This is a genomic window from Chryseobacterium gotjawalense, assembly GCF_030012525.1.
GTDB classification, from domain to species: Bacteria; Bacteroidota; Bacteroidia; order Flavobacteriales; family Weeksellaceae; genus Kaistella; species Kaistella gotjawalense.
Genome location: NZ_CP124855.1, coordinates 1,319,878 through 1,332,554 on the forward strand (window position 1 = coordinate 1,319,878; position 12,677 = coordinate 1,332,554).

11 protein-coding genes are annotated in these 12,677 nt (G+C 38.4%); all 11 read left to right on the forward strand.

The window, feature by feature from the left end; genetic code table 11:
* The first annotated feature begins 1 nt into the window (after window position 1).
* The 11 genes from nuoK to QGN23_RS06075 all read left to right on the forward strand — a co-directional run bounded on the left by nuoK (window position 2) and on the right by QGN23_RS06075 (window position 12,477).
* Entirely contained in the window at window positions 2–331 is a 330-nt protein-coding gene (gene nuoK / locus QGN23_RS06025; protein WP_282906092.1) for an NADH-quinone oxidoreductase subunit NuoK, read from the forward strand.
* A 6-nt stretch (window positions 332–337) separates the two neighbouring features.
* The gene (gene nuoL, locus QGN23_RS06030; RefSeq protein WP_282906093.1) at window positions 338–2,233 is read left to right on the forward strand and encodes an NADH-quinone oxidoreductase subunit L; all 1,896 of its coding nucleotides are present in this window, start codon (window positions 338–340) and stop codon (window positions 2,231–2,233) included.
* 3 nt (window positions 2,234–2,236) lie between these two features.
* Window positions 2,237–3,730 (forward strand): complex I subunit 4 family protein, encoded by a 1,494-nt coding sequence (locus QGN23_RS06035; RefSeq protein ID WP_282906094.1) that lies wholly within the window; start codon window positions 2,237–2,239, stop codon window positions 3,728–3,730.
* Window positions 3,731–3,814: 84 nt separating this feature from the next.
* Complete coding sequence (locus tag QGN23_RS06040; protein WP_282906095.1) at window positions 3,815–5,194, forward strand: NADH-quinone oxidoreductase subunit N; 1,380 nt, start codon at window positions 3,815–3,817, stop codon at window positions 5,192–5,194.
* A gap of 146 nt (window positions 5,195–5,340) precedes the next feature.
* On the forward strand, window positions 5,341–5,937 hold the full coding sequence (locus QGN23_RS06045) for a TetR/AcrR family transcriptional regulator (RefSeq protein WP_282906096.1): 597 nt from the start codon (window positions 5,341–5,343) through the stop codon (window positions 5,935–5,937).
* Window positions 5,938–5,972: 35 nt separating this feature from the next.
* On the forward strand, window positions 5,973–7,220 hold the full coding sequence (locus tag QGN23_RS06050; protein ID WP_282906097.1) for a TolC family protein: 1,248 nt from the start codon (window positions 5,973–5,975) through the stop codon (window positions 7,218–7,220).
* Window positions 7,221–7,294: 74 nt separating this feature from the next.
* The gene (locus QGN23_RS06055; protein WP_282906098.1) at window positions 7,295–8,266 is read left to right on the forward strand and encodes an HlyD family secretion protein; all 972 of its coding nucleotides are present in this window, start codon (window positions 7,295–7,297) and stop codon (window positions 8,264–8,266) included.
* Between the two features lie 196 nt (window positions 8,267–8,462).
* Complete coding sequence (locus tag QGN23_RS06060) at window positions 8,463–9,395, forward strand: ABC transporter ATP-binding protein (protein ID WP_282906099.1); 933 nt, start codon at window positions 8,463–8,465, stop codon at window positions 9,393–9,395.
* Entirely contained in the window at window positions 9,382–10,149 is a 768-nt protein-coding gene (locus QGN23_RS06065; RefSeq protein WP_282906100.1) for an ABC transporter ATP-binding protein, read from the forward strand. The genes QGN23_RS06060 and QGN23_RS06065 overlap by 14 nt, the downstream gene beginning before the upstream one ends.
* A 15-nt stretch (window positions 10,150–10,164) precedes the next feature.
* The gene (locus tag QGN23_RS06070; RefSeq protein WP_282906101.1) at window positions 10,165–11,265 is read left to right on the forward strand and encodes an ABC transporter permease; all 1,101 of its coding nucleotides are present in this window, start codon (window positions 10,165–10,167) and stop codon (window positions 11,263–11,265) included.
* Window positions 11,266–11,352: 87 nt separating this feature from the next.
* Complete coding sequence (locus tag QGN23_RS06075) at window positions 11,353–12,477, forward strand: ABC transporter permease (protein WP_282906102.1); 1,125 nt, start codon at window positions 11,353–11,355, stop codon at window positions 12,475–12,477.
* The last annotated feature ends 200 nt before the right edge of the window (window positions 12,478–12,677 follow it).

Below are 12,677 nucleotides of genomic sequence, written 5' to 3' on the forward strand. Positions count from 1 at the left end.
TATGGGAGAAGTAAATACATTTATACAGGCAGTTCCGCTGGAATATTTCATTATTCTAAGTTCTGTTCTGTTCAGTCTCGGTGTGCTGGGGGTTTTGATCCGCAAAAATGCCATCATCATTTTAGGATGTGTAGAGTTGATGCTGAATTCTGTAAACCTTTTGCTCGCAGCTTTCTCATCTTATAAAGGTGACGGAAACGGGCAGATTCTGGTTTTCTTCATCATGGTGGTTGCCGCTGCGGAAGTTGCCGTAGGTTTAGCAATTATCGCGATGCTGTACAGAAATACAAAATCAGTAGACATCAGTATTTTTAATAAATTAAGAGGATAATAAAGGATGGAAAATTTAGTTTACGCGATTATACTTTTACCACTTGCAGGATTTCTGATCAACGGATTATTCGGAAAAAAACTTCCGAAGATGTTGGTAGGAACTTTGGCCACTGCGGTAGTATTTGCTTCATTTATTATTGCTTTGAGTTTATTCTTAAAGTTTAATGCAGATTCACAACCCGTTATTGTAAGAGCTTTTGAATGGTTCAGGATTAATGGTATTCAAGTGAATTTCGGTTTTCAAATCGATCAGTTATCATTAATGATGATTATGATTATTACGGGAATCGGATCTTTGATACACCTCTACTCTATCGGATACATGAGTACTGACGAAGGTTTTCATAAATTCTTTTCTTACCTGAATTTATTTATCTTCATGATGTTGCTTTTGGTAATGGGAAGCAATTATCTGATTCTTTTCATCGGATGGGAAGGGGTTGGATTATGTTCTTATTTATTGATTGGATTCTGGTACAAAAACAAGGAATATGGTGCAGCGGCTAGAAAAGCCTTCATCATGAACCGTATTGGTGACTTAGGAATGATTATCGGAATTCTGATGATTGCCTCTCAAACCAATGCTGTCGATTACCTTTCTGTTGCGCAAAACTCAGGGAAATTCGAATTAGATTCAACGGTTATTATTTTCATCACCGCGAGTTTATTTATTGGAGCAGTAGGAAAATCTGCACAGATTCCATTATTCACCTGGCTTCCTGATGCGATGGCCGGACCAACTCCGGTTTCTGCATTGATCCACGCGGCGACGATGGTAACTGCAGGGATTTATTTAGTAGTTCGTTCGAACTTCCTGTTCTCGTTAGCGCCAACCACGATGGACGGAATCCTCTTCATAGGATTATTAACCGCTTTGGTAGCAGCGTTCATTGGCCTTCGACAAAATGATATTAAAAAAGTTTTAGCCTATTCTACCGTTTCTCAGTTAGGATTTATGTTCGTAGCAGTAGGTACTGGCGCTTATACAGTAGCAATGTTCCACCTGATGACGCACGCGTTTTTCAAAGCGTTGCTATTCTTAGGTTCTGGTTCTGTAATTCATGCGATGAGCGGCGAACAGGATATGAGATTAATGGGTGGATTAAAGAAAAAAATTCCAATTACACATATTACTTTCTTAATTGGAACATTAGCAATTTCGGGATTCCCATTCCTTTCAGGGATGATTTCCAAAGATGAAATCTTAGCAAATGTTTATGGAAGAAGTCCTTATTTATGGGCAGTTCTTTTCATCATTGCAGCGATGACTGCGATTTATATGTTCAGAGCATACTACTTAACTTTCCACGGTGAGTTTAGAGGAACGGAAGAACAAAAAAATCATCTTCACGAAAGTCCTTTAAATATGACTTTACCTTTAATGGTTTTGGCTGTACTTTCAGTGATTGGAGGTTTCATCAACCTTCCGCATTTTATCGGCCACGGCAGCTATGCGAAGTTAGGAACCTGGTTACAGAATATTTACGTTTATGATGTAGAACTTCCAGAAGTTCCTTTGATGACAGAAATGATTCTTCTGGGGTTAACTGTTTTAATGTTCTTCGTAGTTTGGTTCATTGTAAGAAACATTTACGTTACTAAGAAAAAAATGGCTTTACCGGAAGAAAATTATACCGGCTGGGAGAAACTTTCTACTAAAAAATTATACATCGATGAACTGAATAACGCAACATTTGTGAAATTCATCGAGGGTCTTGGTATCGGCGGAAATATGTTTGACAAAGGTATTCTCAAAAGATTTGTAGATTACATCGGTATCGGAGCAGAAGATTCTGGAAGAGCCGCAAAAAAGCTTCAGAACGGAAATGTAGAGAATTATGTTCTCATCATGTCTTTAGCCATCGGAATTATTTTAATTGTTAACTTTATATTACAATAGTAAATGTCGTACCTATTATTAACATTACTGCTTTTACCTCTTATAGGCTCAGTATTGGTGTTCGCGTGGAAAAATCCCGCCAGTAAATATCTCGCATTAGGAATTGCATTTGCACAAATGTTATTGACCTTTTATATGCTGACCGGTTTCGATTTCAAACCTACCGTTGACGGAGTTTTGCAATATGAAATCAATTATCCGTGGTCCAACTATATCAAGAGTAATCTGCATTTCGGGATCGATGGAATGAGTATGCTGATGTTGTTATTAACCAATATTTTAACACCGCTTATTATCCTTTCTTCCTTTAATGAAAAACCGGGATACAGAAATACTTTTTACGGATTAATTTTATTAATGCAATTCGGTCTAATTGGAGTTTTCACTTCTTTAGATGGTTTATTATTCTATATTTTCTGGGAAGTAACCTTGATTCCAATCTGGTTGATTGCCGGAATTTGGGGACAGGAAGACAAAAAAATTCAGTTTACAACAAGATTCTTTGTGTACACTTTTGTCGGATCCCTGTTTATGTTGATCGGTTTGATCTACGTTTACAATCACTCTGCTTCATTTACACTGACCGATTTGTATAACGCCGATTTAACCTCAGGAGCGCAAACCGTAATTTTCTGGTTCATCTTCTTTGCCTTTGCAGTGAAGTTACCGATTTTCCCATTCCATTCTTGGCAACCGGATACTTATACGTATTCACCAACACAAGGTTCCATGTTACTTTCGGGAATTATGTTGAAAATGGCCGTTTATGGTTTACTACGATGGTTATTACCAATTACGCCAGAACCTATTTTAGGAATTTCAGGACAGATTGTATTGGTTCTCGCAATTATCGGAGTCGTTCACGGTGCTTTAATTGCCATTATTCAAAATGATTCAAAAAGATTAATTGCCTATTCTTCTCTATCTCACGTTGGTTTAATGACTGCCGGTATTATGGCGTCTGCAATCTTGACGGTGAAAGGAACTTTGATGATTGAAGGTGGCGAAGGAGCGTTGATTCAATCATTTGCTCACGGGATCAACGTAGTAGGACTATTCTACTGTGCTGATATTCTTTACAAAAGATTCAAAACCAGAGACATCCGACAAATGGGTGGTTTGGCAAGAGTCGCACCGAAATTCGCCGTTTTATTCATGGTCATTTTATTAGGATCAATTGCGCTTCCATTAACCAACGGATTCGTGGGAGAATTTATCTTAATCAAATCGATTTTCGATTACAGTATTATCGCCGCGGTGATTGCCGGAACAACCATGATTTTCTCCTCAGTTTACCTTTTCAGATTTTATGCAAAAGCCATGTTTGGAGAAGGTGACGAAGAAGTATTGGCAAGCGCAGGAGATTTAACCGGTGTTGAATTTTCGGTATTGGCAAGTTTGGTTGTTTTTGTAATATTCTTAGGAATATTCCCGCAGCCAATCCTCGATATGGTGAACAGTTCGTTGAAGTTTATTTTCACTTCAATGATGAATTAATAAAATTAATAATTAAGAAATAAAGAGATCGAGACCAGGACAAAATCTAAAATCTCAAATCTATAAATCTCAAATCTATACTCAATGAGCGTTTTAATAATTATATTCCTTACCGCAGTTATCGCATTATTTGCGGGTGTTTTTGAACAGGGAAAATTCTCAAGATACATTGGTATTTTGGGACTGATGATTGCTTTTTATGTCAGTTTCTTACCGGAAATTTCATTCTTCAGCCAATACCAACACATGTTTGAGTTTGGCGCCAATGCTGCATTATTCACTAAAATAGCGATTGTTATTACAATCTTGTTATTCTTTCTGGGAGGATTTTCTTTCAGCAATCACCGCAATCACCAGTCAGAATTATATGCGCTGATGTTATTTTCACTCTGCGGAGGAATCATTTTATTTGGATTTCAAAATTTAGTGACCTTATTTTTAGGAGTCGAAATCCTTTCAATTCCACTTTATGTTTTAGCAGGAAGTAACAAAACCGATTTACGGTCCAATGAAGCTTCTATAAAATATTTCCTGATGGGCGCTTTTGCCACAGGATTCCTTTTATTCGGTGTCGCCCTGATTTACGGAAGCAGCGGAAGTTTTGATCTCTATAAAATCCACGAATTTGCCGTTGTAAATCCTAAAAACTTAATGTTTATTTTAGGTGCGGTTTTAATGTTAGTCGCTTTAGCTTTTAAAGTTTCTCTTGCGCCTTTCCACATGTGGAGTCCGGATGTGTATCAAGGTTCGCCTTCACTCATCACCGCCTTTATGATGTCGGTGGTAAAGATCGCTTCCTTCTTTGCTTTCTTTAAATTAATGACCATCGGCTTCCTGGGAATTACCGGAGAATGGATCAATATTATCGGTGTTTTAATTATCATTACTTTATTCCTGGCCAATGTCATGGGATTAGCACAAACCAACGTAAAAAGAATGTTGGCCTACTCTTCCGTTTCTCACGTGGGATATTTATCTTTGATTTTCTACGGAATGAACAGTCTGTCAAGTTATAATCTTGCTTTCTACTTATTCGCTTATTCCTTAGCAACGGTGGGCGTTATGATGTGTCTGATCTGGGTAGAAAAACTGAAAAGAGAAACATCTTACACCGCATTTAATGGCTTGGCACACACAGAACCAATTCTTGCGGTTGCTGCAACAGTATCATTATTATCAATGGCCGGAATTCCATTAACAGCGGGATTCATGGGGAAATTTTCGATTTTTGCCCAAGCGATTGATCAAGCACCATTTTTAGTTTTAGTAGCTGTTTTGGGCTCTGCAATTTCAATTGCCTACTATCTCCGTTTGATCATGGCCATGTTCTTCCCGAAAGAAAGCAGTTTCAAAACCTCAGAAAGAGTTTCCTTAACTTACAATATTGTGGCGGTTTTCATCATCTTCGCTTTAGTAACGATGGGTGTTTTCCCGGATTTGTTTGCGAAACAATTTGGACTGTAAAACCAAATTACCATATAATATTAAACGTAATTCTTCTGAGTTGCGTTTTTTATTTCATATGGTTTAATCATTTGATTAATTAATTTGTTTAATTCATTTGTTTAAATCAAAAAAATAATGCTAACTTTACTTTAGATTAAAAAGATATGAAATCAGACGAGCTTTCTTCCGAAGACAAAATATTACTCGCAGCCTCTAAAATATTTACCGAAAAAGGTTTTTCCGGAACCAGAACGCGCGATATCGCTGAAGAAGCTGGAATTAATGTGGCGCTTCTCAATTATTATTTCCGAACCAAAGAGAAATTATTTGAACAGGTCATGAAAGTGAAAATCGTTTTGCTTTTCGGAAAAATTATTCCAATCATTACGAACGAGAAAACGTCATTAGATGAAAAACTCGACTTGGCAAGTGCAAAATATTTCGAGATTCTGTCTGAAAACCCTAATCTTCCCATCTTTGTTTTGAGCGAAATTCAAAAGAAAACATCAGATGTGAAATCAATTCTTCCCTTTGACAAAGTATTGAAAAACTCATTCATCATAAGACAGATTCAAGAGCGCAAACCTGAAATCGATCCTTTTCATTTTCTATTGAACTTTTTAAGCATGACCGTTTTCCCATTTTTAGGAAAACCCATTTTACAGTCATTTGATTTAATGGATGACGCTGAATTTCAGAAATTCGTGGAAGAAAGAAAAACTCTTGTTCCAATGTGGATGAAAATGATGCTAAATCATTAAAATACCTGCGCACCATTTTTTTAAATTGATTAAAAATGAGAATTTTAAAATATCTATTGCTCTTCCTTTTCGTTTCGGTTAATGCCCAGACATTGACTTTGGAAGAATGTTACGGTTTGGCGAAACAAAATTATCCGCTCATCAAAAGAAATAATTTAATTGCCAAAACAAAGGAATACAATCTGCAGAATGCCGCAAAAGGCTGGCTTCCACAAATCCAGATAACCGGACAGGCTACTTATCAGAATGATGTTACGCAATTGCCCATTCAAATTCCTAATTTCACCATTAATCGAGTCAGTAAAGACCAATATAAAGTGTACGCAGATGTTCAGCAAAATATGTACGACGGCGGAATGATTGCCAATCAAAAGAAAATGGCTATCGTAAATTCAGACATCGAATTGCAGAAAACCGAAGTCGAAATTGATCAATTGGAAGTAAGAATCAACCAGATTTATTTCGGAATTCTACAAACCGACGAACAAATCCAGCAAACAGAACTCACAAAATCCGACCTTTTAAACGGATTAAAAAAAGCAGAAGCACAACTGCAGAATGGTGCTATCTATAGAAGTAACGTGGATGTTCTGAAAGCTCAACTCATCAATTTGGAACAGAAACAGTTGGAACTTCAAAGTATGAAAAAAAGTTTCTTACAGATGCTTTCCCTTTTTATTCAAAAAAAACTAGACGAAAATACTGAACTACAAAGACCGCAAAAAATCCTCATCCCTGAACAGAATAAACGCGCAGAACTAAAACTTTTCGATTTGCAGAAACTGGCTTTAGAAGACCAAAAATCATTGATTAATTCTAAAAACACACCGAAGTTAGGCGCATTTTTCCAGGGCGGTTACGGAAAACCGGGTTTCAATATGCTGAAAAATGAATTCGATATTTTCTATATCGGCGGTTTGCGTTTGAATATTCCCATCTCGGGATTTTATACCCGGAAAAACGATTTGGCTTTAATCCAAAACCGACAACAGGAAATCGACGTACAGAAAGAAAACTTCCTTTTCAATCTCCAGTTCGAAACCATTCAGAACAATAACGATCTGGATAAAATCCAGGAGTTTATTAATAAGGACGATGAACTCATCATCCTGCGCGAAAGCATTAAAAAAGCTTCTTTGGCTCAGCTTGCAAACGGCGTTATCACAACAAGCGATTATCTGCGGGAAGTCAATGAACTCGACCGCGCTAAAAACCAGAAAATCACTCACGAAATCCAATATCTCTTAACGCAGTACAATCTGAAAGCGCATCTTAATCAATGATTAAGTGTTTGAATATTTGAATGTTTGAGTTCTAAAATGAACGGCAATTTTATTTAAAAATCAAAAAACTTCTCATGAAAAAATATATTTTCTTAATAACTGCTCTCACGCTCTTTTCCTGCAGGAATGTAGATCATAAGTACGATGCTTCGGGCACTTTCGAGGCCGATGAAGTCATGGTCAGTGCCAAAGCCAATGGCACCATCACCCGACTGAATGTGGAAGAAGGCCAACAGCTTACCAAAAATCAAAACGTTGGGGAAATCGATCCGAAATCGGTCGAATTACAGAAAGCGCAGGTTATCGCAAGTCTCGATGCAATCGGGGAAAAAACCAATTCGGCAGTTCCTCAGATTCAGGTTTTACAGTCGCAGTATCATTCTCAAAATGCCAATATTTCGGTATTAAAGGAACAGTTGCAAAACGCAGTCAGAGAGCGAAACAGAACAGCGAATCTTGTCCGTGAAGATGCGGCAACCAGAAAACAACTCGACGATGCAAACGGGCTCACCGATGTTATTCAAAAACAAATTGCAGCAGCACAAACTCAACTGACAACGCTCAATCAACAAATCTCCGCAGCTAAAGAAAATGTTGCCATTCAAAACAGAGCAGTTTTAAGTGAAAGAAAACCAACAGAAAAAAAAGTTGAACAGATCGATGAACTGCTGAAAAACAACACCATTGTAAGTCCCATTTCCGGAATGGTTCTGACGAAATATTCCAGTGAAGGTGAGTTTGCCACGGTGGGAAAACCAATTTTCAAAATGGCCGGTCTCGACCTGATGACTTTAAAAACATTTATCACCGGCGATCAGTTGCCAAAAATAAAAACCGGTCAGCAAGTCAAAGTCTTACTCGACAAAGGCGACGGAAAAACCAGCGAAGTTCCCGGAACCGTTTACTGGATAAGTTCCAAAGCCGAGTTTACGCCAAAAACAATTCAAACCAAAAACGAAAGAGCGAACTTGGTTTATGCCGTAAAAGTTCATGTAAAAAATGATGGTTATCTAAAAATCGGAATGTACGCCGACGTGAAGTTTTAAAAATAAAAAATTAACCATGAAGTTACAAAAATGCAATGTAAAACTTCAATCACAAAAATTCGTAACAGGAAGCTTTCATTAAAACCAAAACTTTTACAGTCTTTTGACTCACTGAAATATACAGTTAACTTTTGTCTCTTTTGCGGTAAAAAAAATTTAGATATAATCCTACATCCAGCACCAAACATCCATCATCATGAAATCAATCACCGTCAATAACCTCGTAAAAACCTACGGCAAAGGAAAAGAAAAAATCCTTGCGGTTGACGACGTGAGCTTCGGCGTTGACCACGGCGAAATATTCGGATTGATCGGTCCCGATGGTGCCGGCAAAACTTCCATATTCAGAATGCTGACCACGCTTCTTTTGCCCAACTCCGGTTCTGCAACCATTGAGGATTTTGACATGGTAAAAGATTATAAAAAAATCAGAAATATCCTGGGATATATGCCCGGAAAATTTTCGCTCTATCAGGATTTAACCGTTGAAGAAAATCTGAAATTTTTCGCCAGCGTTTTCAATTCAACCATCGAAGAAAACTACGGTTTAATCAAAGATATTTATATTCAGATCGAACCTTTTAAAACCCGGAGAGCCGGACAATTATCGGGCGGTATGAAACAGAAACTCGCCTTGTGTTGCGCCCTAATTCACAAACCGAAAGTTTTATTTCTCGATGAACCTACGACCGGAGTTGATCCCGTTTCGCGAAAAGAATTCTGGGAAATGCTCAAACGTCTGCAAACGCAGGGAATCACCATGGTCGTCGCTACGCCTTATATGGATGAAGCTTCTCTCTGCGACCGAATCGCTTTAATGCAAAACGGAAAAATCCTGTCCATTGCAACGCCTGAAAACATCAGCAACTCCTACCCTGACTTATTATTTGAAGTAAAAGCGGGCCGGACTTCTGAAGTTTTAAAAGCGCTGGAAAATTTCAAACAGAAAAAAAACGCCTATGCATTTGGTGAATTCGTGCATTTAAGCGCAGACCAGAACAGCAAGTTCGAAATCGGTTCCATCTATCAATTTTTAAAAAATAAAGGATTTGAAAATATAGAAGTCACAGCCATAAAAGCAAATACCGAAGACAGTTTCATACAGCTTCTTTCAAATGAAAACCATTAAAATGAATCCTGAAAATCCAAATACCGCCATCACTGCTGAAAACATCACCAAATCGTTCGGTGATTTCGTGGCGGTTGACCACATCAGTTTTGAAGTAAAAAAAGGAGAAATTTTTGGTTTCCTCGGAGCGAACGGTGCCGGAAAAACAACCGCGATGAGAATGTTCTGCGGACTTTCTGTTCCTACTTCCGGAAATGCAACGGTTGCCGGTTTTGATATTTATCGCGATACAGAAAAAATCAAAAGAAATATCGGCTACATGAGCCAGAAATTTTCACTCTACGGCAATCTGACCGTTAAAGAAAATCTGGAGTTTTTCGGGGGAATTTATGGAATTCCAAGAAAAGAACTGAAAACAAAAAGTGCAGAACTCATCCGGAAATTGGGGCTGGAAGAGGAAAAGAACAAACTGGTATCGCAGCTTCCTCTAGGTTGGAAACAGAAACTGGCATTCTCTGTCTCCATCTTTCATCAACCTGAAATTGTGTTTTTAGATGAACCCACAGGCGGCGTTGATCCTGTAACACGGAGACAGTTCTGGAGCATGATTTATGAAGCGGCTGACCGTGGAATCACCATTTTCGTAACCACCCATTATATGGATGAAGCAGAATATTGCGACCGCGTCTCTATCATGGTCGATGGAAAAATTGCCGCACTGGATACGCCATCCCATCTGAAAAAACAGTTTAATGCAGTAACGATGGATGACGTTTTTTATGAACTGGCGCGTGGCGCGCAACGGACTGAATAAGAAAGAACTTTAAAAATGAACCAACTCCTCACATTTGTACAAAAAGAATTTTATCATGTGTTACGTGATAAAAGAACTTTGCTTATTCTTTTCGGGATGCCGGTCGTGCAGGTTCTGCTCTTCGGTTTCGCCCTAAGTACGGAGGTTAAAAACACAAAAATCGGAGTTCTCGATCAGGACAAGACCCAAATCTCCGCCGAGCTGATCTCGAAAATAAATGCCAACCAATATTTCGATGTCGATAAATATTTGAAATCCATCGATCAGGCCGAAAATGCTTTTAAAGGTGGAGAAATAAAAATGATTCTGGTTATCCCACAGCAGTTTACGGAAAATTTAATCTTAGGAAAAAAAACACAGCTCCAACTGATTACCGACGGAACCGACATCAATCTCGCCAATCAGATTTACAATTTCATGTCCAATATTTTAATGGATTATAATGGTCAACAAACCTTGCAAAATGTTTCCGGTGTGCAGCCTGAAATACGGATGCTCTACAATCCTCAACTTAAAGGGGCACCCAATTTCGTTCCCGGCGTCATGGCCTTAATTCTTCTCATTATCTGCGTATTAATGACCGCCGTTGCCATCGTACGCGAAAAAGAATCGGGAACCATGGAGGTTCTTTTGGTATCGCCTATGAAACCATCCACCATCATTCTGGCCAAGGCGATTCCGTACTTTATATTGTCGATGGTTATTCTTATTTCCATCATGATTTTAAGTGTGACCCTACTCGATTTACCCATCAAAGGAAACCTGATCCTGCTTTTTCTGGTCAGTACGATATTCATTATCACCAATCTGTTACTCGGGATTTTAATTTCAATTTTAACCGATACGCAACAGGTCGCCATGCTGATTTCCCTCGTCGGAACCATGCTTCCCACTTTAATGCTGAGTGGTTTTATGTTCCCCGTCGAAAACATGCCGGTTCCGCTGCAGCTCATCAGCAACCTCATCCCGGCAAAATGGTATTATGAAATCGTAAAAAACGTGATGATCAAAGGCACCGGCCTGGAAGTCATCTGGAAACAGACACTGATCCTTTTAGCAATGATGGCGCTCTTGTTCGTCATCGCTGTGAAAAAATTTAAAATACGATTGGAGTAAGATGATAGACGGATAGATGCTAGACGGATAGACAGCTAGACGGATAGATGAAAGAAAAAAGAGAAAAGATTATAGACAAGAGATAAAATGTTCAGAACTTTAGGCATATTAATCAAAAAAGAATTCCTGCAGATTTTCAGGAACAAAGCAATCCTGGCCGTGATTTTTGTGATGCCGGTTATTCAGCTCGTGATTCTTCCTTTGGCGGCGAGCTATGAAATTAAAAATATAAAAATTGCAGTTGTTGATCATGACAAATCCACTTTTTCCAGAGAACTCATCCGGAAGATTACCGCTTCAGGGTATTTTGAAATCATCAATTACGGTGAAAGTTATATGCAGGCTTTTCAGGAAATTGAAACCGATAAAGTCGATTTAATTTTAGAAATCCCAAACAATTTCGAAAAAAATCTGGTTCGTGAAAACAACGAAAAAGTACTGCTCGCCATCAACGCCATCAATGGGACAAAGGCAGGACTTTCTGCCAGTTATCTTGCGCAGATTCTACAGAATTACAACCGGCAGATCCAGGTAGAACTCGCACCGGAAACCGAAAACATCACAAAAACATCGGGTTTGGAAATCGTTCCCCAATTCTGGTTTAATGAAAATTACAATTACAGGCTGTCTTTGGTACCGGGAATTTTAGCGTTTCTGATTACTTTGATTTCCGGCTATTTGACAGCGCTAAACATCGTTCAGGAAAAAGAAAACGGAACCATCGAACAGATTAATGTATCGCCGGTTACGAAAACAGATTTTATCATGGGGAAACTCATCCCTTTTTGGTTACTGGCGATGCTGGCCTTTACTATCGGACTTTTGGTGACCATCTTGGTGTACGGAATTCAAATGCAGGGAAGTTTTCTGCTGCTCTATGGATTTGTTGCGGTTTATCTCATCGCCATTTTAGGACTGGGACTTTTGGTTTCTGTTTACAGTGAAACCCAGCAGCAAGCCATGTTTGTCGTCTTTTTCTTTATGATGATTTTCGTTTTGATGAGCGGACTATTTACACCTGTAGAAAGCATGACCGACTGGGCAAAATATATCGCCTACGCCAATCCGGTAACTTACGGTGTAGACGCTATCCGGTTGATTATACTCAAAAACAGCAGCTTCAAAGATTTACTGCCTCATTTTGGGTTTATCACCGGATTGGCAATCGTTGTCATTTCGTGGGCGGTATTGCGGTATAGAAAAACGAATTAGAAATAAAGAATTTAACCATTAGGAATAATAAAGTATTAAGAAAATTAAGTTTTATAAAAACAGAACAAAGTGTTCAGACAAAAGCGGCGAAAAACACCTTTCCTAATCCAATTAATTTCTAAATGATAAAAAAGTAAAATACTGATTTTTCTTTTGCAGACTGAGTAGAAGCCCTTTAATTAAAGAACATCAATTATTAA